15 protein-coding genes and 4 pseudogenes are annotated in these 22,557 nt (G+C 54.0%); 6 read left to right on the forward strand and 13 right to left on the reverse strand.

Going from position 1 to position 22,557, the window contains the following annotated elements:
* The 3 genes from tnpB to ACIOZM_RS26375 all read right to left on the reverse strand — a co-directional run.
* Positions 1-223 (reverse strand): IS66 family insertion sequence element accessory protein TnpB (gene tnpB, locus ACIOZM_RS26365; RefSeq protein ID WP_401219265.1); only part of this gene is annotated, 223 nt, incomplete at its 3' end.
* Positions 224-570: 347 nt separating this feature from the next.
* Positions 571-1,068, reverse strand: a complete 498-nt coding sequence (locus ACIOZM_RS26370) for a hypothetical protein (RefSeq protein WP_401219268.1) — start codon at positions 1,066-1,068, stop codon at positions 571-573.
* Positions 1,047-1,874 (reverse strand): transcriptional regulator, encoded by an 828-nt coding sequence (locus ACIOZM_RS26375; RefSeq protein WP_401219271.1) that lies wholly within the window; start codon positions 1,872-1,874, stop codon positions 1,047-1,049. The genes ACIOZM_RS26370 and ACIOZM_RS26375 overlap by 22 nt, the downstream gene beginning before the upstream one ends.
* Positions 1,875-2,871: 997 nt before the next feature.
* On the opposite strand from ACIOZM_RS26375, the gene ACIOZM_RS26380 reads away from it, so the two are divergent.
* The 3 genes from ACIOZM_RS26380 (at position 2,872) to ACIOZM_RS26390 (ending at position 5,837) form a co-directional block, all read left to right on the forward strand.
* Positions 2,872-3,180, forward strand: coding sequence for a hypothetical protein (locus tag ACIOZM_RS26380; protein ID WP_401219273.1), 309 nt, complete (start codon positions 2,872-2,874; stop codon positions 3,178-3,180).
* Between the two features lie 55 nt (positions 3,181-3,235).
* Positions 3,236-4,753 carry an EAL domain-containing protein gene (locus tag ACIOZM_RS26385; RefSeq protein ID WP_401219276.1) on the forward strand — a complete coding sequence of 506 codons (1,518 nt, stop codon included), beginning with the start codon at positions 3,236-3,238 and terminating at the stop codon, positions 4,751-4,753.
* 244 nt (positions 4,754-4,997) lie between these two features.
* Positions 4,998-5,837: an FkbM family methyltransferase gene (locus ACIOZM_RS26390; RefSeq protein WP_401219278.1), complete on the forward strand. Its 840-nt coding sequence runs from the start codon at positions 4,998-5,000 to the stop codon at positions 5,835-5,837.
* Positions 5,838-6,380: 543 nt separating this feature from the next.
* Here the strand turns inward: ACIOZM_RS26390 and ACIOZM_RS26395 are convergent.
* Positions 6,381-7,556 (reverse strand): annotated as a pseudogene (locus ACIOZM_RS26395) (IS3 family transposase); the annotation flags it as partial.
* Positions 7,557-7,738: 182 nt separating this feature from the next.
* Entirely contained in the window at positions 7,739-10,285 is a 2,547-nt protein-coding gene (locus ACIOZM_RS26400) for a hypothetical protein (RefSeq protein WP_401219281.1), read from the reverse strand.
* 343 nt (positions 10,286-10,628) lie between these two features.
* On the opposite strand from ACIOZM_RS26400, the pseudogene ACIOZM_RS26405 reads away from it, so the two are divergent.
* Positions 10,629-11,817: pseudogene (locus ACIOZM_RS26405) on the forward strand (IS3 family transposase); the annotation flags it as partial.
* A 584-nt stretch (positions 11,818-12,401) separates the two neighbouring features.
* On the opposite strand, the gene ACIOZM_RS26410 reads toward ACIOZM_RS26405, so the two are convergent.
* Complete coding sequence (locus tag ACIOZM_RS26410; protein ID WP_401219284.1) at positions 12,402-12,602, reverse strand: DDE-type integrase/transposase/recombinase; 201 nt, start codon at positions 12,600-12,602, stop codon at positions 12,402-12,404.
* Positions 12,587-12,727, reverse strand: coding sequence for a hypothetical protein (locus tag ACIOZM_RS26415; protein ID WP_401219317.1), 141 nt, complete (start codon positions 12,725-12,727; stop codon positions 12,587-12,589). Before ACIOZM_RS26415 ends, ACIOZM_RS26410 begins: the two co-directional genes overlap by 16 nt.
* Before the next feature lie 97 nt (positions 12,728-12,824).
* Here ACIOZM_RS26415 and ACIOZM_RS26420 point away from each other — a divergent pair, with 97 nt between their 5' ends.
* The gene (locus ACIOZM_RS26420) at positions 12,825-12,980 is read left to right on the forward strand and encodes a hypothetical protein (RefSeq protein ID WP_401219286.1); all 156 of its coding nucleotides are present in this window, start codon (positions 12,825-12,827) and stop codon (positions 12,978-12,980) included.
* A 36-nt stretch (positions 12,981-13,016) separates the two neighbouring features.
* Here ACIOZM_RS26420 and ACIOZM_RS26425 read toward each other — a convergent pair whose 3' ends face one another.
* Both ACIOZM_RS26425 and ACIOZM_RS26430 read right to left on the reverse strand, forming a co-directional pair.
* Positions 13,017-14,366, reverse strand: a complete 1,350-nt coding sequence (locus ACIOZM_RS26425; protein ID WP_401219288.1) for an IS110 family transposase — start codon at positions 14,364-14,366, stop codon at positions 13,017-13,019.
* Between the two features lie 96 nt (positions 14,367-14,462).
* Positions 14,463-14,813, reverse strand: coding sequence for a transposase (locus ACIOZM_RS26430; protein WP_401219291.1), 351 nt, complete (start codon positions 14,811-14,813; stop codon positions 14,463-14,465).
* A 72-nt stretch (positions 14,814-14,885) separates the two neighbouring features.
* On the opposite strand from ACIOZM_RS26430, the pseudogene ACIOZM_RS26435 reads away from it, so the two are divergent.
* Positions 14,886-15,280, forward strand: a pseudogene (locus ACIOZM_RS26435) (transposase); the annotation flags it as partial.
* Positions 15,281-15,571: 291 nt separating this feature from the next.
* On the opposite strand, the gene ACIOZM_RS26440 reads toward ACIOZM_RS26435, so the two are convergent.
* The 4 genes and pseudogenes from ACIOZM_RS26440 to ACIOZM_RS26455 all read right to left on the reverse strand — a co-directional run bounded on the left by ACIOZM_RS26440 (position 15,572) and on the right by ACIOZM_RS26455 (position 21,099).
* On the reverse strand, positions 15,572-17,095 hold the full coding sequence (locus ACIOZM_RS26440) for an MBG domain-containing protein (RefSeq protein ID WP_401219294.1): 1,524 nt from the start codon (positions 17,093-17,095) through the stop codon (positions 15,572-15,574).
* Positions 17,092-18,426 (reverse strand): autotransporter-associated beta strand repeat-containing protein, encoded by a 1,335-nt coding sequence (locus ACIOZM_RS26445; protein WP_401219297.1) that lies wholly within the window; start codon positions 18,424-18,426, stop codon positions 17,092-17,094. The genes ACIOZM_RS26440 and ACIOZM_RS26445 overlap by 4 nt, the downstream gene beginning before the upstream one ends.
* Positions 18,427-18,766: 340 nt before the next feature.
* A pseudogene (locus ACIOZM_RS26450) lies at positions 18,767-19,701 on the reverse strand (M23 family metallopeptidase).
* A 1,176-nt stretch (positions 19,702-20,877) separates the two neighbouring features.
* Positions 20,878-21,099 (reverse strand): carbon storage regulator, encoded by a 222-nt coding sequence (locus tag ACIOZM_RS26455; protein ID WP_401219299.1) that lies wholly within the window; start codon positions 21,097-21,099, stop codon positions 20,878-20,880.
* Positions 21,100-22,557: the final 1,458 nt, after the last annotated feature.

Below are 22,557 nucleotides of genomic sequence, written 5' to 3' on the forward strand. Positions count from 1 at the left end.
CGGATTCAAGGCGTTTGAGCCAAAGGCAAAAGCCGTTGCGTTCCCAATACAAAATCTTCACCCGATTGCGGGGTTTGTTGAGAAAGACGAAAAGTGCCGGATCGAACACCGCCACTTTGATATCCAGCTCCACCAGTGCGGTTAGGCCGTCGATGGATTTTCGAAAGTCTACGGGTTTAGGGTAGAGGTACACTTTTTCAACTTTGGCATCGGGACGCATCATGGCCGCTGGCTTCTGAAAGAGATCGGGAGCACAGCATCAGGCATCAAATCGCGGCTTTGAATGTGGGGTTCGTGGAGCGGTTACCATCTTAAGCGGTCAACACTGAGGTGCTTCGTTCTATACAGAACGCTTCGCCGGCGCTGATTCTCCTTTAAGTCCTATGCGTGCTGTGCAGCAAGTCTGGCGAGGCAAAAAACTCCGCACTTTCTAATCCTGCTGCGGTCATTTGCTCCCGATTGTCCGGGTTAATTTCCGCGCAGTGTGTTGCACCTACCAAGAGCTTTCGGTTCGCTCCCTCGTCATTGATTGCCAAGAGGTAAATGCCGAGTTGCCATGACCAAAACCTGTTACTTACCAAAACAGCGCAAGCGATTCAACTCATAGATATAAAAGCAAAAGACATCTGGTGTACCCCCCTTAAGAACAGAGTAATTAAGTATAGTTCCTGGCTGCGAAAGGTACTGCTCGCGCGCAAAAAAATCCGGGGATTTTTTTTCAGGTGCCACCGCAGGAGAGCTGCTGGCGTGTATGTTTTTCACACTGAGTTGCCCGTCACCCTCATGTGTATTGATAAGCTCGGTGTAAATGGTTTCATACCAAGAGGTTTCATCTTGGTGCTGAACTACCGTCAAGGTAAAGGTCTGCTGATTGACGTTCAGATACTCTTCGAAACCGAGTTCATCCCTCTCCTGCAGCCGATATTTAACGCCAGTTTGATACTCATGACTTTCTTTAAGTGGCGTATTCACAAAAAAGATGGCCAATGTGCACGCGAGGATGGAGCCGCCCAAGATCAGCCAGGCCAAAGTAACTATCAACCCCCTTACTGCGCTGCTTCTAAGCATGTTTTAACCCCGCCCCCAACGGTTACTTTTTGGCTGGCAAAGCTCACGTTAAATGTGCTCCGATCGAAACGCATGCACGAAATACTATAACCATTTTTGGTTTGCAGAAGCCATGCCTCACCTTTTAAGGTTTCCGGTAGTTTTTCAAGCTCAGGGGTAGCCGCCGTTTTAAACTTCTGGGCTTTTTCGAACGTAGCAGCCAAAAAATGCAGCGTTATATCATTAACCTGGGAATGGGCGATTTGCATTTTTGATTTTTCGACAGTAGCGATATATGTAAGTGTGAGTAAGAGCAGCGGCACCAGTGCCAGGTAGCCCATCGTCAGTTTTTTGCGATGGCCTGTTTTATTAAAAGCCAATAAGACTGCCCGCATTTTTTTTTGCACTGAGCAACGGAGGGGCGGCGAATTCACTGCAGGTGACTCTTGGATAAGGCTTTCCTCCGTTTTCCCCGGCAGGAGATCATGATCACGAATGACACGATTTTGATTAAATCGATAGCCTCGCCGGGGCACTGTGATTAAGATTTCATGGTCGGAGTTATCATCAAGAATGGTGCGCAGTGAAAAAATGGCTTGGTTCAGGCTGCCGGAAGCCACGATGCGATCGTCCCAGACATATTCAATAATTTCTGTGCGCGCCTTGGTCTCTCCGGAGGCCTTAAGCAGAAAAAAAAGCAACCGCGCTTCGCTTCTGCCCAACGTGAGGGATTCGACGACTTTATCGGAAGAGGTAATAGACAATGTAGAGTCGTCGGCGTTAAAAGTGGCCACTTTCTCCTCTTTCAACTTAAAAACGAAATACATGGCAAATCCTCAAAAAGAACAATTTATTGTGTTTCCACAGCCCTCTCTCAAATAAGATGCTATAGATACTGCCACGTTCAGCGTTGTATATTGCTGCTTGTCATGGCGTGGGGCGGGCCATGAACGATCTCCCCCCTCGCTCCTGGTTCCTAAACTATACCCATGTTAATTGAGCACTTCGCGACCAACCGTTGGCTGTAGGGCATTCCTTCAAATTAATAAGTGTCATTTATCATCATTCCGTCGAGGATGCAGGAGGAATGCCTAATAACGTGCCAGACCTCCAAAGACACGCTCAGACCATCGCAGATCGCCCTCGCAGGCATCAGTCAGCCACCAGGGCTCTCACAAGCAAGCCTTGAGCGTCATATAAAAAGAACGAGAAGGCGAACACATTTATAGGACCGGGGTGGGTCTCACTCGCGCTTTTCGGTGCTGGACGCTCCAGTACGCCTTGGGGCGTCTCTTGGGCTGCCATGTCCCCCACAGTCGGACGCCATTCAGTATTCAAACGCCATAATCTTCGCGCCGTCGACGCATTGTATTTCCAGCAGTGTCCACGACGACAAATCCGCGTACTTTCAGGATTCCCCTACAGCGCCTTTTTCCTCCTCGGAGCTCAATGAGGTCTGGGCACCCTTGCGTAGCACCCACTATCGCCCCCCCTCGTATGGGGCTTTCGTCACTGGCCGATTAACGCCCTCTCGCACTGCAGACGATCAAGCTTTTTGCCTTTGGGAGCCCAATCATTGCGTTTTCCCCCATGGTTTATTGGTGAGCACTGCGATGGTATACACACGCAAATCTCACTGGCCAAGAGCCAAACAGCCCACGGCGTTCGTCGCGCAGCACTCTTGGCTGTGGATGGCATATTGCTGTCTGGTTGCGTGTTACAAGTCACCCAGAGTGATCAATACTCACGGCACCGGTACAACGTTTACAGGTCGACGCCACCCAGGGGTCTTGAGACGCCCTATCCGTCCGTTGGGTGGACTCAATGAATGCCGTTCCAGTTGACAAAAAGACGCTATACGCCGCGATTAGCCGCGGCGCCAAGAATAAGGGCATGCAGCGGCATGAGGCCTTTCCATATGTGACCATGACCGAAAATGCTTCGGCAGCCAGTATGCATCGGGGGCAAATCGCAGAGCGGTATATCGAGGCGTATCTCGTCGACGCTCGTAACGACGTTCTGTTGATCGGCCAAGAACGGACAGACACCCGTGCGCCCATCACTGCCACTGACTTCATGCTAGTCATCCAGGCTGTCGGGGCCAACCTGAGCGCACTCTCACATGATCACTAGGCCGCGAGGCTGGCAACGCCGACTAAGCTGGCTAGCCCCGAGTTTATTCGCGCTGATGGCTGCGGCTTGGCTGATCAGTGACCAACTGACCTTCGATCAAACCGTCGAAAGACTGAATGCCTTTACCCTCCAAAGCCGCGCACGGATCCAGCATATTGATGCCAAGGTGAACAGCACCTTGGAATTTTTAAACGCCCTAAACTTAGCTCGGGAACAGTGTTCCGCTCCTTTGTTCAAGGCGATGATGCAGGCCGTCAAGGCGTCTCAGTATGTGTATGACGCCGCTCTGCAAATGCCTGACGGTTCGGTCTGTTCCTCCTATGCTTATAAGCTGCCGAAAGAGGTTATGCCTGAGTCTGGAATGAACGCGCATTACCTCGCGACCGAGCGTAACTACTGGTTTCCAAGAGCCGGCGACGTGAACCAAATATTCATTGTCATCGCCAAAAAGCAGGCGTACGTCTGGATCAATAAAGACATTTTCTTTGATGCCCTGCAAACCCCATCATCAATGGCGTTTCAGTTAATTGATGCCACCGACTTACGTCCGATACTGGTCAAAGACACTGTGCAATTCGTCATCCATCCCCCTCTGAAGAGCGGTCAGTTAACGACGGCTGATGGCCATTGGTACCTCTCGTTTGCGACACAATGGCCTAACCTTCTGGGCGTCGTCAGCGTACCCGCATTAGAGGTTCAGCATGCATGGAGGGTGAATTTCCTGCTCGCCCTGCTCGTCAGCGGGCTAGTTTCCTTAGGGACTTTTCACGCAGGTGTGGCTGTTCATCGGCGCCGATTTTCGCTTGCCGCTAAAATCGCCCGCGCCATACGCCACAATCAAATGAGCCTGAGCTATCAGCCCATCGTGGACTTGCGGACCGGACACTGGCGCGGAGCCGAGGCTTTACTGCGCTGGACTGAAAAAGGCCAGATCATCAGCCCTGCCATCGTGATCAACGAAATCGAGCGTTGTGGTTTGACCCGCGAGCTGACGCGCTGGGTCTGTCGCCGGGTTGCCGAAGATTATGCAGCTTATTTCCAACATTGTGAGGGGCTGTACATCACCATCAACCTCTCGGCCGAGGATCTGGCGGACTTGCATTTTGCCGACTTCGTCAGTGCGTTGTTCACTCAACACAGCGTGCCCCCGACCCTCATCGTGTTTGAACTGACCGAAAGTGTTTTGGTGGACAAAGATCAAGCAACCTACCAATTACTACGTTTGCGGGCGCTTGGGCACCGCATTGCCATCGACGATTTTGGCACGGGTTATTCCAGCCTGTCCTATCTGGAAGTCCTGCCGATTGACATCCTTAAAATCGATCGCTCATTTTTAACGCTTAATCGATGTCATGCACCCGATGCCATGTGGCGGCAGGTACTCGGCATCGCACAGACGCTGAACTTAAGTGTCGTTGCCGAAGGCGTGGAGTTTGCCGAGCAAGCCGAGGTGTTAAACCGAGCCGGGGTTGCGCTGGCACAAGGTTGGTTGTACTCAAAAGCTTTACCAGCGCAACAGTTCGTGCAGCAGCACGGTGAGGTTTCTCAAGCTCGTCTAGGCCTTGGAACGTGAAGAGCAACTGAGTTCGTATTGCTCCGCGCAACCGCCTGGAACCAACGACGGAGGCCTTGAGGGCGCAGCGCTCGCCGCTGGTGCACGAGGGCATCCACATACAGAGGTGGCTTCATTCATGGTGCCGGACGCTGCCCAAAGGAAGGTCAGGCCGTTGCGTGATCAACACACTGATTCATGAGCATGTTTAATCCTACCGTTCATTGAACTGTGGCTACCAACCCCAAGGTTAAATTTAACGGCTATGAATACCTATATTAAAAAGTGTAAATGGGGAAAATTCATCCTCATTCGTGGCGACATGATTTGCAACCATGTCGATATGTATGGTGAGTGGTCAGAGACCGAGGTTGACCTATTCCGCAGCCTGGTTCCGGAAAATGGAAACTGCATTGAGGTGGGTTCTAACATCGGGATGCACGCCGTTCCCCTGTCCATCATCTGCAAAAATGGAAGCGTTTTTTGCTACGAACCACAACGGCCGATTTATCACGTACTTTGCGGTAATCTTGCGATCAACTGTCGCCTTAACGTTATTGCCCGAAACGTGGCGGTCGGGGCGCAGCCCGGACACATTGAAATTGATACGTCTGACTACGAAGAACCGTGGAACTATGGCGCGTTCTCGATCGCTCAAGGGTTTAACGCGGAAGGACAATACAGATCGAATACACACAAAATCACGATCGATATGATCACACTGGATGACGATCCAGCCCTAACCAATCTTGAAAACATTAGCCTGATCAAGATTGACGCGGAGGGCTTCGAAGCAAATGTGTTACTGGGTGCGCGCAAGCTAATCGAGCGCCATCAGCCGAATGTATTTATTGAGGCAAACTCAGAACCTACAGTTCGCAAGGTGCTTGCCGAAATGCATGCGATTGACTACGTGGGGTACTGGTTCATTAACAACCGATTTCGCGCGAATAACTATAATCGGCTGCCATACCGAATGAACGGCTATGATCAAAATATTATTTTCCTCCCACGAGGCCGTCCTCTGCCCGGCACCCCACTGATGCCCGTCATGGATTTTGGCGATATCGGGCGGGGAGTTCCGATCTTGGACTCATATCGGTAGCAATCAACGATCTTCCCGCCGGATGCCATAACAGCACGTAGGGGCTCCCTCGGATACAAGGCGAAAAGTTACGCCCCTTTACCCCATGAGCACCGACTTGCTGGAATGAGCAACCCGGTTTTCCGTTCCACTGCGCCTCAAACCCCAAGTCTCCCTCAAGCATATGCCCTACTCCGGCATTCACCGGTCGCAACGATACTACGAGCCCATCCGCCACCTGTCTCACAGCAATAACCGAAAACGCTCACGCAGGGTATTCCTCCACATTTATTTTCACCGATCACAGTCGCGCAGGCGGTGGCGGTGGCGGTGGTAGGTATCAGGCTACAAAAAATGAAGTAACGCTGCCACGAATGGCCTCCACGCTAAAAGGATTGGATTTCACACCCGACCTCACGCGCAGAAGTGCCTGTTTGGATAGGTGGGGTTTATGGATCATTACGTTTTTCCGACCACCGTCATTAAACAAATAGCGTACGGCTGCCTGGATAGAAATTCATTTCCATTGGACTTGCCCCGACAAAACCCGACACCAACTCCCCGTTAAATTGATGCTGCTGCCAAGCGCTTGAACTCCCTCGGTGAGCGATATTGCAAGGCGCTGTGCGGATGCTGCTCGTTGTAGTGTTCGAAGGCAATTGCCAGGTTACGCAGGGCCGTTTCTCGATCCGGCTTGGGCATGTGCGACGTAATCACGCTTGATCGTCTTCACGAAGCTCTCTGTCATGCCATTACTCTGTGGGCTACGCACCGGTGTGGTCACCGGCTGCAAACCGATCTGCCGAGCAAACAGGCGTGTCTGTTCGGCGATGTACGCCGAGCCGTTGTCGCTTAGCCATTGCACTGGCGTGGCGGGCAGTTGATCACCAAAGCGTTTCTCCACGCTTTCCAGCATCAAGTCGCGGATATCATCACCGCTGTAACCGGTCGGGCTCGCGACCCAGCCGATGGCTTCGCGGTCACAGCAATCTAGGGCGAAGATCACGCTCAGTTTGGCGCCGTCCTCGCAGCGGAACTCAAAGCCGTCCGAGCACCAACGCGTATCGCTGGTTTCCACCGCAATACGGCCTTCGTGCCGACCCGGCACGCCGGGCTGTTTGATCCGGCGTTCAAGCAGAAGGTTGTGATCACGCATCACCCGGTAAACCCGCTTCACGTTGATCGCGGGCAGCGACCGCTTTTCACGTGCACGACGCAGCAATCCCCAGACCCGACAGTAGCCATAGCTGGGCAACTCGCTGACCTGTTGCTGGATTTCAACTACTAGATCAGCATCGTTCACTGGCCTGTTTCGTCGTACTTTGGGCGATACCGATTGCTTGATTCGAACCGTTAATTGCGAGCGCGCCACACCGAGACATTCGCTGACCAGCTTCACTGGTCGTCCCCCGGCAACAAGGGTGAGTGCGCAATCCATTTTCGCGACCGGGCGATCTCCACGGCCTCTTTGAGGATTTCCGCTTCCATCGTTTTCTTGCCTAGCATCCGTTGCAGTTCACGGATCTGCTTGAGCGCATCGCTCAGCTCGGAGGCCGGCACCACGGCTTCGCCAGCACTGACCGCCGATAGACTGCCGTCCTGGTACAGCTTGCGCCGCAGGAATAACTGGTTGGCATTGATGCCGTTGCGCCGAGCCACCACCGAAACGCTTTGCCCTGGCTCAAGACTCTCGCGAACCATGGCCAGTTTTTGCTCTGGGCTCCAGCGGCGACGCCGCTCCTAGCCCAAAAGCTCCCCACTCTTATCGTTGCTGTTAGTCATAAACATAACCGTTTGCCTATCCCTTATCGTAAGGGGGAATCGGTGTCCTGTCTTTCATGGGGCTCGTTCATCCATGAAGATCAAGAACCTCTTTCCCGACAACCGTAAAGAACCTTTAAACGCAGGGGTGTATGGAGCGCTTACTGCTGCATAGGGGCCATTCCACTGAGGATATCTTCAGCGTGAGGGATCAGCGCCTTGAAGGTAGACTCTTGTTTATTCAGTTGCGCCAATGCGTACAAAGCCCGTGCGGTTCGACCATTGCCATCACCATAGGGGTGGTAACGGACGATGGCCGCAAAGAGCGCTTCCCCCGTATCCACTTGACCGGCCACTGCCTTGATTCTGATCGCGTCGAGCGCTTTCTGAAAACCCGCGCGGGCGATGTCCAAACCCATGAACAGCGGGTCGCTGCTTGAGCGGAATACTCGCTCTACTTGCCCCGCCGCAGGTTGGTATACCGCACGATGTAGGCGATCGACGGTGTTGATATCCAATAAATCGGCCTGGCGATTCTGTGAAAGTGCACTCCTGATACGCCCCTGTAGCTCAGTAACGGACTCCGTGTCGGCGGCCGAGCGGCTCCTGCTCACGATCCAGTCTGCGGCAGCTCGCTCCGGCGCTCCTTGCAAGGTTTGGCGTGGTACGGCGGGCGGTGCTTCAAGGAGCCTATGAATGTGAGCATTGACCTCAGTCAAACGTGCCAGGTCTGACTGCAGCCGCCGCTGGACCTGAGCTTGCTCGAGGGCAAGGTCGCCCCAGGTGAAGCGGGTCCTTGGCGTACCCAGAGAATCCAATACCAGATTCTGGCGGATCGACTGTGCGACAACATCAGTATCGGTCAACCGTGCCAGGTTTTGAGCGGGTCCGCTATCCTTCATGGCGTCAACCAAAAGATCGACTTTGATGCCATTGGCCAGTTTGGGCCACGTCACCCTGCGTAGTGCTGCGGGAATAAAAGTGTGTGCTGCTGACTTAGTCTGCCGATAATGAGTGCGAACTTCCGTGATTTCCTGACTGGTCGAAGGGGCTCCACTGCCGAAAGCACCCAAGCCGGCCAGCACACCGGCAATGATCGCCTCGTTGCGAAACGCCGCCGCGTCTTCCGGCCTATCCGCGATCTGCGCCTGTGTCGCGATGGCCGCTACATAAGCAGCGTCGACTGCCAGACTGACCATGAACAAGCCGACGCGGGCCAGCAGAGCCCCCGTACCAGGAATGGCGGCATTCAGGGCAATACCGCCGACCATCAGAATAGCCTTGGCCACCTCAAGCAGGTGTCCAGTCGTCTGTTCCCAAGAACTGAACACGATATAATCGATGTCCGAATCCAGCCGCCCCATCAAACCATCAAAGAGCTTATTGGCCAGATCGATACCATTTAGGCTTGAAGTAAAAGAAAAAGGCCGAACTAACCACGCTCCAGGTGGCACTGCATTTATGTCCAGGACCTCTCTCGTTCTGAAGATTGAACTAGGGCTGTTTTTATACCCTTGCGCGGTCGCACTGGGTAACTTTGAGAGAACCCAGCTTTTAAACGCGGCTGTATCAGGGAAAACAGAAACTGCTTCGGTCACCGCCCCTCTGATATCCAGATAAGTTAACGTTTGGTTGACCACATGAAAAAACCCGGGATCATCGACACTAAAAAGAATCCCTCCCATACTCCCGGAAGGGACAAGGAACACGCCGTTCAGCTTGCACCCGTTAAAGGATACTGCTTTCGCCTGGACAGTACCGCCTAAAAAATCCTGCACCGCTTGGCGATAAACAGGGTCGGAATTTGACCCTTCTAAATATGCCAGACTTCGATATTTGAGCATATTCTGATAAACCGCTGTCAGTCCGGCTCGATTGGCGGGGTTTTCGCGGTACGTCGACAACGCGCGTTTCATTGCGGTTTGCAGGTTGTCCCGGGTCAGCGCACTGATTAGCCCACTTGGCTCGAAAGTGGTTAAGGGGTAGGAATACTGACGACCTAGCGTATCCCGTGTCTGTTTGAAAGCATATAGATAGTGCCCAGTCACGACATCCCGGAGCGAGACACGTACCGTGGCGGCACTCGGTGCTCGAATGTTCGGGGGCACCAAAGAGGGGTCATAGGGACCAGGACGGTAAGTCACGCTTACATAGCTGTTGGGCAACAGCTCAGTGGAGGTACCGCTTTCTTGCTCATATCGCTGTATCCCTGCCTTGATGTAATCATCAATAAATACAGAGGGGTCGAGAATAGGGTTGTACAGCGCTTCGAGTTGTTGCAACGTTTGCACCGCAGAGAGCTCTGCGCTAGTCGCGGGATCAATGGCATCAGGCTCCACCGGAACTGGCGGCGTGCTTGCCGTCAACAAGGTCTGCTTGTATTGGCCGACCTTCGATTGGCCGAAAGTATCGGTCAAGCTGTCGGCGATTTGCCACAGCCCATCCAGCAGCGCACGATAGCGCTGGCTAGAGGTGAAGTTCTGTCCGTCTATGAAGACAGATACAGCGTCAATAGCCCGAATGAGTCGAAGGACATCTATTTCTGCCGGCGGTCTTCCCCGCGCATTTTTTACAGCGTCTGCCCCATCAACACCGGCAAAAATAGCACTTATTATCGAGCTGTCGTTAAGACCCGTGCCTAGAAGAAGACTTTTCATGCGTTGCGAGATAGAATCATCAACGACGTTAGAAACCACGCTATTAGACATACAAGTACCATATTATATCTAGATTAATAATCCAACTTCAACACAAGGGCTGAATTTAAGGCCGCACCTTTCGCTCGTCGTAACTAGCCACTTCGAAATAGGCGTAACCCCGTTCACGTTGTTAACGAATGAGCAGGCCCACATTAGCGAATGTTGACCATCATGCCGCATAACCCTGGCTTCTTGCACCACTTAGAAGGCTCTGAAAAAAGACCTCCCTATTAGATGAAACATCCGATAACGGTCGCATTAACGGCACGAGCCTTCGGTGTCATCTGAACGCCCCCCCTGAAAGACAGGCACCGTTTCCCCCTTAACATAAGGGATAGGCAAACGACTGTGTATGACTAATAGAAACGATAAGGGTGGAGAGCTTTTGGGCCAGGAGCGGCGTCGCCGTTGGAGCCCGGAGCAAAAACTGGCGATGGTTCGCGAGAGCCTGCAACCAGGCTCAAGTGTCTCGGTAGTGGCGAGGCAGAACGGTATTAATGCCAATCAGCTCTTTCAGTGGCGCAAGCTCTATCAGGATGGCAGCCTCTCGGCGATTTCCTCTGGAGAGGCCGTGGTGCCTGCTTCTGAACTGGCCGACGCGCTCAAACAGATCCGTGAGCTACAGCGGATACTCGGCAAGAAAACCATGCAGGTCGAGGTGCTCCAGGAAGCGGTGGAGATCGCTCGGTCGCGAAAATGGATGCGCACTCACCCTTGTTGCCGGGGGACGATCAGTGAAGTTGGTCAGCGAAAGTCTCGGTGTAGCGCGCTCGCAATTGACGGTTCGACTCAAAACAACCGCTTTGCCCGAAAGGCGCCGACGATTACTGGACGATAGCGCTCAGGTCGAAGAGATTCGTACCGAAGTCAGCGAGTTGCCCAGCTACGGCTACCGCCGTGTCTGGGGGCTGCTGCGTCGTCGGCGCGAGAAGCAAAGTCAGTTACCGATCAACGTAAAGCGAGTCTATCGCGTCATGCGTGACCATCAGTTGCTGCTGGAGCGCCGGATTAAACAACCCGGTGTGGCGCGGCGCCACGAAGGTCGTATCGCCGTCGCCACCAGCGATACCCGCTGGTGCTCGGACGGGTTTGAGTTTCGCTGTGAGGACGGTGCCAAGCTGAGCGTGACCTTTGCCCTGGACTGTTGCGACCGCGAAGCCATCAGTTGGGTGGCGAGCCCGACCGGATATAGCGGCGATGACATCCGCGACTTGATGCTGGAAAACGTGGAGAAGCGCTTCGGTGATCAACTGCCGACAACGCCAGTGCAATGGCTAAGCGATAACGGCTCGGCCTACATCGCCGAACAGACACGCCTGTTTGCCCGGGAGATTGGCTTACAGCCGGTGACGACACCGCTACGCAGCCCGCAGAGCAATGGCATGGCCGAAAGCTTCGTGAAGACAATCAAGCGCGACTACGTCGCGCATATGCCCAAGCCGGATCGGGAAACAGCACTGCGCAACTTGGCGATTGCCTTCGAGCACTACAACGAGGAGCATCCGCACAGCGCACTGAAATACCGATCACCACGGGAGTTTACGCTGCATCAATTTAACGGGGTAATGGTGTCCGGTTTGGCAGGGGCCAGTCCATCATCCCCCTCGTCGGCAGTAATCATCGACAGCGTTTACAGGGTGGCAGCTTAGGTTGGGGATGTAAGTCTCTTCCTATCTCTGCAACGACGCATGAGGCCGACCATGCATCCGTAATTCACCATCGGAAGTCCACTCCATCACTGGCGATCTGCCAGCAAGGCGGATAGAGCATGGACCCGGTCGTGGTGTTCGGTGCATTCCAACAACTGTAAGGTTTCGACGTAGGTGCCGCACTGAACTGGTCAAGTAATCTTGGACACCGTTTAAGGTTTCACGCAGCCAGCTTCTCTCTGGCGACTGGCGATCGGTACCCGTTGTAGCTATGAGGTCTGGTGATGTTGTAACGCGAAACGTAGCGCTGCACATCCGCTCGGGCCTCATGTTCCGATTTGTAACCGGTTTCAGGCACTCATTCTGATTTCAAACTGCCAAAGAAACGCTCCATCGGGACATTGTCCCAGCACTCACCTTTACGACTAATGCTTTGCCGCAGGCCATGCGCCAGCAGCTCGTTCCTGAACTTATGGCTAGCCTTGATCGGAGTGAAATAGCACGTCTTTGGGTCGACCTCGCAGTTCAACCGCCATCCGCAAGGCCTCGCAGGTCAGCGAGGCATCGGAGATCATCGAAAACGACCAACCCACAACACGACGAGCGCACAGATCCAGAACCGCCGCGAAATATAGCCACCGCTTGCCCACCTTAATATACGTCACGTGCCACACCACACCTGATTGACCGCTTTAACATCAAACTTGCGCTTGAGTACGTGCGGCGACACCAGTGCTTCCACACCAGACGATTTGTACTTATGGCACTTGCGCTGACGGCTGGTGATGCCGGTTTCGCGCATAAAACTGCGGACCAAATACCGCCCGATGCGATGCCCTTTTCTCTTGCAGCTCCTTGGCCAGAGTCCGCGACCCCGCAGAGGCTCTCGACGCCCTGTGATGCTTGACCAACACGGCTTTGAGTTTCTCTCGCTCGGGATTCACTTTGCCTTGGCGCTGTCGCCAGGCATAAAAGCTGCTGCGGTTGATGTCAAACGCTCGGCAGCAATTGTTAACGCCGTACTGCTCGTCCAGCTCGCAGATCAACGAGAATGATCTTTGGCGTCCAAAAGCAGGAGAGCACTGGCCTTCCTAAGAAACACTCTCCACGGGTTGCAGCGTAAAACCAAACTCAGCTGCGCCTCGGTGTAGGCCTTTGACGACTCGCTCGCGATATTTTTGCTCATAGTGATCGGCTCCCGGGTCTTGATAATTCATGCCGAAACGCATGGCGTTGTAGAACAGGATCGCGATCTTTCGGGCGGTAGCTGTGACGGCCTTGGCTTTGCCGATTCGAGCTGCAAGACGCCGATAAAACGCACCCAATGCCGTGTTCGTTCTGCCGACGGTCACAGCGGCTAAGCGCAGATGGGCAGTCACTCGATTTTTGGTCTTGCGGGTATGGGCCGAAAGTACCTTGCCGCCACTGATGCGACAGCCGGGCGCAAGGGTGAGCCAGGAAGTGAAATGGTGGCAAGTCCGCCATCGACTCAGATCCGTGCCGCACTCGGCGACCAGCCGAAGAGCCAGGTAGGGGCCGATACCGTGGATCTGGGTCAGATCAACACCGACCAGTTGATAGAGCAAGGTACGTACATCGAAATTGAGCGCGTTGGGTTGCCGAGTGTTATGCCGTGGTTTTGGCAGCGGCTCAGCGGGCAATGTCTTTTCCTGCGAGAGCTTAATCAGCGTTTGTGCAATCTGCTGGTCGCAAACCAGTAGCTGCGCTTGATAAGCGTCATACATTGACAGCGCCTGCGTCAAAGCGAAAACGTGCTCGGGCTGGTAGTTGCCGACCAGCGATGCCTCAATCACATCAACACCCGCCTTGCAGCGCTTGTCACTCAGCGCCGCTAACGAGGAGGGGCTGCGCTCGCCTGCGACGATGGCGCGGATTATCCGCATCCCCGACAAGCCGGTGATATCGGCCACGACGTGATGCAATTGCAGGTTCATGTGCGTGAGAGCTTTTTGCATGTGCTGAATATGCGCCGCGGCATAATCGAGATGACGCTCCCGCAGCCGCAAATAGCTGCGTAAAGCCGAAATCTCACGATCTGGGTGAAAGCTGGCTCGAAGCAGCCCACAGGCATGGAGTCGTTGAATCCACTGTGCATCATTCACATCGGTTTTACGTCCTGGCACCGCACGGGCATCACGCGCATTGGCGAGTACGACCTGAAGGCCGTGCGCTTCCAGTATTTCGTAAACCGGAATCCAGTAAACGCCTGTTGATTCCATGGCGACCGTCGTTATCCCAAGACTTACTAGCCAGTTGGCCATGCGCTCGAGATCGGCAGTGAAGGCCTGGAAAGTTTGCACGGATTCTTTGGCCAGGTCTGCAGGAACGGCCACCACATGAAAGCGTGAGCCAATATCAATGCCGGCTGCGTAATCATGAATAACCGGTAACCCACGCTGCTTCAGATCATGCTTTTTCATGAGCACCTCCAGTCAAGTTGAACTGGACGGGGTCACGGAACGTGCCACCACTAACGGGTCCGCAGCTTCCCCTGGGTCAAGTTTTTTGACGGGGACTTAGCCTCCAAAAAGCCAGCGACCACTGCCCAGTAAGATCAGTGTAGAACGCAGTATTTCTAATCCAATGGGCCGCGGAGCGCCGGGGAGGCGGTTTTTTAGGATTTCGATATCCAGGTCTTTTTGCCGGAGCGACGCTTTAAGCTTCTGGATCTCTCGCTGATCGGCGGTAATCACCTTGGCTCCCACCGGGGTCGAACCCAAGCGCTCCTTGCGAACCTGATCGACCCAGCGACGCAAGGCCGTAGGACCAATATCCAAACTGGCACAGCCCTCGGGAACCGACTGTCCCTCGTCCAGCACCATGCTGGCAGCCTTGAGCTTGAACTCACTCGAATAAGATTTACGCATATCCAAAACACCTCAGATTTGGGCGCCATCATAGCGCCCGATGGAGGTGTCCTAAATCATTAGGCCAGTTCACAAAACGACGACCGACGGATACTTAACGGCAGCCTATGGGTGTTGTGCTCAGGCACCGCAGACGCGATATACCTGAACGATCCGGCCCTTCATCAACGGTTTATCAGCGCTTTCGAGAGTAGCGAAATCGAGGCGCGTTTTATCAGATACTCAAGCGCTTGCATATCAGGCTCAACGAGCAAGGACTGATCGATCCAAGCACCTGAATGATCGATTCCACAGCGGTACGAGTAATCCGTGCCTCTTTTAGCGCCAAAAAAGGGGGCGAAAAGCCGCTAGTCCATGTACGGGGTCGCAGTCGCTGTGGACTCACCATCAAGATTCATATGCTCTGCGACGTCAACGGGATCCCTCTGTGCTTTACCTTATCGGGAGAGCACGCCAGTGAACGTTCACCCCTTTTTCGATCAAATTCAAATACCTGTAGCCGGACAAGGGCCACAACGCCGAGTAGTATGCACGTTAATGGCCCTCGGAGAAGCCACCAGCCAAAATGCACAGCTGGCGTGTAGCTTCAAGTGCCCCCTGCACACGTCGGTAAATATCGCCGGTCAGGCCCGTTCTTCACGCCAGTCACACTGAACGCCTTCTTTATGAAAAAAGAAGAGCCAACAGCGTAATACCTATTTTACTCATCACGCTGTGGCCCCACCGTTTGGGTTGCTGCTCTCCAAGCCTTGTTTTACTTACGAACACTTACCTATGGGCGGTATGACAACATTGACAGGAACCTTCATCGTCCCATCAGAGCAAGAAAACCCCTGTGGCACTTCGCCTTGTGAATGCCTATTATTTTCGGCCAACTGTCCCAACTCTGGGCTTTGGGTTGCTGTCATCCGCGATGATGGTGGCGATGCTATCGCCATCATCATCGACTCTACTACCCCGAGCTGTTGGCCAACTAATGACATCCCGCCACCGATAGTCAGAGCCGCACCGCCCTCAAGTTTGATCGTATAGTCACTGAAATTGATGCCGCCTTCCAGCGCCTGCAGGCTACCCGGGGTAATGGAGTAACGTCCCGGATTCTCACCGCTAATCCGGCCCAGACTTCCTGTCAGTACGTCGCGCCCCAATAGACCGGTGGTCATAGTTTCCGGTGCCACCGTATAGGTAAAGATCGGATCGACCTGGCCCACCAGCTTGCTGGCATCCGCTGGCGTTAACAGCACCAACCGCGGGGTAATGGTTCCCCCTGTATTGACATAAGAAAGGGTGTAATCAGTCAACTGGCTGCCCAACGTGCCGTTCACTCCCACGCCATCGTGGTTGACCGCTAGCGTCGAGCCACCAGCACCTAGCACGTGAGCCTCTGTGAACGACTGGGTCAGGCCAGTCAGGCTGTCGCCACTCACCAGTCCTGAGACATTCGTTACCCCCATGACGCTGCTGTTGGTGCCGTCATACACCTTGCTGTCGGTGGTCGCCGTCACCGTCAGGGCTTTCGGCGTGATGGTGCCATTGGCCGTATTAGAGATCACGGTGTAATCGCTGATTAAACCGCCACCCATGATATTGCCATTGGTCAAGGCGTTAGCCGCCAGGGTCCAGTTATTCGTCCCCAGCACGTGGGTGCTGTTGAAACGCTCACCCACGGTACCGTTCAGGCTGTCAGTCGCCGCCAGACCGCTAACCGTTGCATTGGCCACGGACGAGGTGGTGCCGTCATAGGTCTTGCTGTTCGTCACCGCCGTCACCGTCAGGGCTTTCGGCTTGATGTTGATATTGGCGCTGGCGGCACTGGTGAAATTGGTAGGCGTCGCGCTGAAACCGTTGACCACCCATGTTTGGGTCCCGTTCACATAGGACAGATTCGTCGGTGCGGTGAACTGGGCGGTAATGGTATCGCCGCTGCTGGCATGGGTGGTGTTGTAGACGGCGCTAGTAACATTGAAGCCCGTGGACACGTTGCCGGTGAAGGTCTCGTTGTAATTATCGCTGATCTGCGCGCCTAAGAAGTTCGCCATCGCCGCGTTGGTGGTGCCGTCGTAGGTTTTGGTGACGGTGACATTGGTAAGGTTGCTCAGGATCACTGGCGCCCGATAATAGTAATTCCGAGTGCCCGGCATCGCGCCCGACACAGCGGCGGCCGAGGCATTATAGGTGATGTAGTTGGTTGCATCAGTGGCGCCAATGATGCTGGCATTCAGGGTGTTGGTGTTGGGAGTGCCCGAAAAAATCGTCACTGTGCCGGTAGGTGAGGTGGTCACCACCGAATTGAGAAGGACATCGCCCCCCGTTGCCGTACCAGCCGCCCCCCCCTCCCTGCTTCCAGGAGGATATTGCTGGTGGTTCCGTTCAGCGTGATGGCCCGATCCACCGTGAAGCTGCCGCCGATCAAAGAGGTCAAATTGCCGCTACCGGTAATGCCGCCCACCGCCAGCGCGCTGAGGCATTGCGCATTCGAGAAATTGAACACCAGATTAGCGTTGTCGGTGACCGCCCCGACGCCCAGGCTGCCGCCGATGCCGCCGCTGCCCACTTGCAGCGTGCCGCCGCTGATCATCGTCGGGCCCGCGTAGGTGTTGTTGCCCGTCAGGATCGTCGTGCCGCTGCCGGCCTGCGTCAGCTTACCCGTGCCGCTGATCACGCCAGCCACCGTGTTGGTGCCGCTGACGTTGAACGTCAGGTTCGCGTTGTCCGTCACCGCTCCGCTACCCAAGCTGCCGCTGGTGCCACCTACGCCCACCTGCAGCGTGCCGCCGCTGATCGTCGTCGTACCTGCGTAGGTGTTGTTAGCCGTCAGGATCGTCGTGCCACTACCAGCCTGCGTCAGGTTACCGGTACCGCTGATGACGTTTGCCACCGTTGTATTGCCGGAGAGGTTATACGTCAGGTTGGCGTTGTCCGTCACCGCTCCGCTACCCAAGCTGCCGCTGGTGCCACCTGCGCCGACCTGCAGCGTGCCGCCGCTGATCGTCGTCGTACCTGCGTACGTGTTGTTGGCCGCCAGGATCGTTGTACCGCTGCCTGCAGTCGTAACATTACCCGCACCACTAATGGCGCCTGATATATTCACGATTCCCGCTTCGTTGATATAAAAATTCACGCCATTGAGCGCTACAGGCGCCGTCAGTGTCGTACGCGCGGCAGTACTGAAATCATTAATTGACACATTCAGGGCAGCCCCCGTCCCGCTAAATCCCCTCCCTATCGCTGATCTGGTAGTAAACTCGTTAAGCGTAAAATTACCAGCGCCACTAACACCGCTTAAAGACGCCTCACTACCGCCAGTACTGCCCTTCGTTGCATTGATGACAACATTGCCAGCAATGATCAACCCACCGGCGTATACCCCGGTCACACCCGCCTCAAATCCTACACGCCCAGAACTGTTCGCTGCATTGCCCACAATCGTCAATACACCGCCGCTATTTTTCAAGGTCCCGGCCAAGCCGACACCACCAAAAACGGAGTTGCCCCCCGTGTACGTACCGATCAGCGTCACATTACCCGTGGTATTAACAACCACTCCGTTTGTCGCACCAATCAAGCCATAATAACCGTTGACAACCAGCAGAGAGGCAGAGGCTAGCGGCACTGCGCTTCTGTCAGGACCGGTCGCTCTCAATAAGTTTCGGCAGACTAGTCTCGGGAGATAATGGGACGCTTTTTTCCGTTGCCCTGGACGCAGCAGAAGCACCTAAGAAAAAGCCGCCTCTTAGATAATTAGTTGATCCGACGGAATGGCCTCCTGTCCCCTGCCGCCGACCAAGACCTCAACCAGCTCAGCATATACCTCGCCCTCCATCAGGCCGGAGACAACCAGATGGAGCCCCCTCACCGTGCCGCGAACGCCCATCGAGACACTATTCTCGCAGGTGACGTTTCCCTCTATAAACCCCGCAACCAATATATTCCCCGCCACAGCAACTCACCCTTCAGCGTGGAGCCTTCGGCAAGAATGGTAAGCTGGCCATTTGAAGCCATTGATGAGTTTGCTTTTTTAAAGACGCCCAAGGGGTTTCCTTTTCGTTCGTAAAAATGCTATCAAAATTGCTGCTCGACCAGCGTGCAAAATTGATCGGATCGAGTGCCTTACCTCGATACAACACTTCATAATGCAAGTGTGGACCGGTGCTGCGCCCGGAGTTTCCACTCAATCCCAGCAATGCTCCCTTTGCCACATGCTCACCTGGCTTGATCGACACTCGACTCAAATGGGCGTAACGGCTGGAAAACCCAGGCCATGTTTAACCAGCACTTGCCAACCATAGGTACTGCTAGACCCCGCCTCGCTCACCACCCCGCGGGCTGTCGCGTAAACGGGCGTACCAGTCCTCGCAACGAAATCGATCCCCTCATGACGGCGTATATGCCCCAGGATGGGGTGCTGGCACAAACCGAAATAAGAACTAATCCTTGCGATATTTTTGAAGGGTGTGCCATTAGGAATGATGCTGAGTAACAGCTTGCGCTCATCCAGCTTTGGGCTCACTGAATTCACAAGCGTGACCCGGGTACCGCTTCCAGAAGTGCAGGAGTGCCCTGAAGCTGATTGCTGGCTTTTGCCTTGAGAAGGTTTGATTTTTTCCTTGTCCGTTGTCTCAGGCGACTTTTCCGCTGTCGATTTTTCATCGAGCCCCCGTTGCAGTTCACTTGCGCGACGAAGCTGGGCTAGATGTTCCTCCTGCAGTGTGAACAACTGCGCCTTGGCCTCGGCCAGTGAAGAACGTGTATAGACGATGATGGTGCCCATCACCATACAAGACAATCCTATGCACGCCGCACCAACCCACAGCTTAACTTTCCCTGCAAAGACAATATCGTGTGAGCCGCCGAGACTCGAGAACGCAATAATCAGCTCATCTTTCATCGTGCCCGATGGCCTCTGTGCCACCGCGTGCTGACCTGTAGAAAAGGCTCACACAGATTGTCACTGGCGGATGTAAGCGGGCCCATCGTCTCGGCTAAGCACTCAAATTGCCTATCCGGTCATCCCGCAGGGAAAGGCTCCTCAAACCTGCGATAGCTATAACGGCCTGGTATAGAGAAGACACCGTTGGTTGATCATTGAGGGGGGCATAACAAAACCTCAGTACAGCTGATAGCCATCAAGAACAATATGACCGCCCCCAAAGCTCTTACTTCGGCGGGCTGACCGTGGTTTCTCCTGCCTTAGACAGGGCGGGTTGAATGAACAGGTCTGGTGCTCTCGCGACGTGTTCCATCGTTGATCCAAGGGCATAGGCGCCCTCATGCGCCCGTGCGCCTAACGGCTGCGCGGCAGGTCATCTTCCAACCAAACGGCTTGGCCTCATGCCGCGTGAGCGCGACAACTGAGAACTTAAACAGCTCGGGGGCTGGACGTTTTCACCAAAACGCTTGCTATCCTTGCGCCTATTCAGCACAACTGTTATCAGCAGTGACGTAATATCCCCATCTTGCCAGCACGAACGAATCATCTATTCCTGCAAAGCTCGTAGGAAAATTCCTCACCCATACCGGATTTTGAGAGCTCGCGTATAAGCGGTCAAAGTCGAAGCCAGTAATGGGTATCGAATCGACCTGTGCGCTGCAGCCAAATCCATGGGAGAACGATGGACCGAAGGTGCCTCCCCCACTCCATGACTCTATTTTCCGGGCAACACCGCCTCAAGCACCAGCCTTATCGAGCGCATTTGAGCGCTGAAGGAGAACCGACAAATAGGCCCACGTTACGACAACCTGGCGACAAGACGGGGCAATGTTCTCGCCACTGCGCACCATGCGGTGCTTACTGCATTATTGTTCGTACACAACCTTGCACACGATAAACTCTGGCTACTTATCCCTGCTGGAGCTTTCCAAGTCGGAGAAGGCAATAGCCACCATTCGGAAAGCAACGTGCCGCGGCGGTGTGTTATGCCGCAAAACTTGTGGCGCGGCGAAAATGATCATCCGCCACACCCGGCGCAAACTTGACGCCGTGTGGCACGAGATGGTCTTAAACCATTGCAGTCAGGCGTATCAAGGCGGCTGGAAACGCCAAGGGGGGACTCCACGACGCATCTCAACCCTGCCCGGTACCGGGCAATAAAATCGACCTCCGCTTTTTAATTTTTACCGACGTCTTATATTGGCTGCGTCTAGGTCTTGGAACGTTCGATACCTGGATCTGCGGCGGAGTCGCGATATTCAGGGTGACGATGTCGTTTTCGATGTTAACCACGTCGAGCTGGATGTCCTCGCCGATCATCAAGCATTCGCCGATACACCGGCTCAATACCAACATGTGCTGCTCCTATAAAGTAGGTTGAGCCTGTTCAGTAGGCAGGCGGAAAAAAGCAGTACCGGCAATGCCTCACGCATCAGTCCAGACCTAAGAAATGTTTGAAAGCCGCGCGAAGGGCTTGAATTACAACCTTGAATGATTTGATGGTGATGGGTTACCGGAATTTTTAGCTACTTCGCGAAGAGTGACGCACCACTTTGTACGGGCCTGTATGCTGATTTTTGAGGCCCCACCGACAAATAGATCGCCGAATGCACTTAACGCCATACCGATCAGCAGTACTTTTCATCTTCACAATGGCTTACTTGGATGGCGCTATGTGGATGGATCACCATCAGTTAGCGCGAGAACAGAACTGGCACTCACCAGGTACTTTTAAACTGGCCTGAAATTTCGGTTTCAGCGACGGTCCAGATCTGCTCAACGAATAATTCCCCCATCCAAAGCCGATCCCAACTGATCGCGATGTCAGTGCCGAATGCTGAAACAGACGGACAAACCGTCGATGCGAGCGAGATCGACGCTACCCGGATGAACACGAGCGTACTTGAGCAGTTTAACTCGAAGAGGCGGACAGCAACTGTAGGGAAATCCTGCAAATCAAGCCTCGCGACACACGAAGATCAGGGCCACGAGAAGCCTCAGACATAACGCACCTTTAGCACAACCCGTCTACAAATCGAGAATAAAACCTGTATCTGTGGAGCCCATCGATCCCCCTGTTTCTGAACAAAAAGCTACCCTCTGGGCATGGGATTTAATGCCGACTCGCATCGCACCGGCCAAAATTAGGGATTTCCCTACAACGATTTCAGCATTTGCCGAGTGTCAACCCTGTCAAACTAATTTAAAAATAAGGCTTCAATTCGCGAGCGGTTTTCACGGGTTCTACCTATCGGCCACTAATTGGCATTTGTCCCAGGGACTGCCCGCCAGCGACTATGGAGTAACCAGCTCGTTAACGAGCGCCATAAATGGCTGTAGGTGTTGGGTCGTGACAGTGATGCCATCACAATGACTATGTGAATTTAATTTATCAAAAGTTTCTGAAGACGATTGGGTTGAGCCCCCTGTTGAGCCTCAGGATGTCTGTACCGTTGCGACGGCGGCCCTGAGAAATAAATGATCGCCTAGGCACGATTTATTTGAATCTGCGGCCGAAAACGTTACCGTGGCCGAACTTTTCAGACGCCATTTACACTTTCTTGATTAACGGCCAAGTCACCGACACCCTACGCGGCAGACGCGCGGGCCTTGACTCAAACAAACAGCCAGCGGATTGCCACGCAAACAATTTTAATAAATAAAGCCTGTCTAGGCTATTAATAAATTTAAAGCCACATAAAAAGACACAACATCTTACAAAAATGTTACGCGCGGAATTGTCCAATTCATATCGGCTCAGTTTCAAGCGGCCAATATTTACCCCATCACTCGGGGAAGTTTTACCCGATAGCG

This window comes from Pseudomonas sp. NPDC087346 (assembly GCF_044744235.1).
Taxonomy (GTDB): Bacteria; Pseudomonadota; Gammaproteobacteria; order Pseudomonadales; family Pseudomonadaceae; genus Aquipseudomonas.

Excerpts from the sequence above, each read along its gene's own strand:
- ACIOZM_RS26370 (WP_401219268.1), bottom strand. The coding sequence starts at position 1,068 with ATGCTTAGAAGCAGCGCAGTAAGGGGGTTGATAGTTACTTTGGCCTGG.
- ACIOZM_RS26375 (WP_401219271.1), bottom strand. The coding sequence starts at position 1,874 with ATGTATTTCGTTTTTAAGTTGAAAGAGGAGAAAGTGGCCACTTTTAAC.
- ACIOZM_RS26380 (WP_401219273.1), top strand. The coding sequence starts at position 2,872 with ATGAATGCCGTTCCAGTTGACAAAAAGACGCTATACGCCGCGATTAGC.
- ACIOZM_RS26385 (WP_401219276.1), top strand. The coding sequence starts at position 3,236 with ATGGCTGCGGCTTGGCTGATCAGTGACCAACTGACCTTCGATCAAACC.
- ACIOZM_RS26390 (WP_401219278.1), top strand. The coding sequence starts at position 4,998 with ATGAATACCTATATTAAAAAGTGTAAATGGGGAAAATTCATCCTCATT.
- ACIOZM_RS26400 (WP_401219281.1), bottom strand. The coding sequence starts at position 10,285 with ATGTCTAATAGCGTGGTTTCTAACGTCGTTGATGATTCTATCTCGCAA.
- ACIOZM_RS26415 (WP_401219317.1), bottom strand. The coding sequence starts at position 12,727 with ATGCGCGAAACCGGCATCACCAGCCGTCAGCGCAAGTGCCATAAGTAC.
- ACIOZM_RS26420 (WP_401219286.1), top strand. The coding sequence starts at position 12,825 with ATGCTTGACCAACACGGCTTTGAGTTTCTCTCGCTCGGGATTCACTTT.
- ACIOZM_RS26425 (WP_401219288.1), bottom strand. The coding sequence starts at position 14,366 with ATGAAAAAGCATGATCTGAAGCAGCGTGGGTTACCGGTTATTCATGAT.
- ACIOZM_RS26430 (WP_401219291.1), bottom strand. The coding sequence starts at position 14,813 with ATGCGTAAATCTTATTCGAGTGAGTTCAAGCTCAAGGCTGCCAGCATG.
- ACIOZM_RS26455 (WP_401219299.1), bottom strand. The coding sequence starts at position 21,099 with ATGTTGGTATTGAGCCGGTGTATCGGCGAATGCTTGATGATCGGCGAG.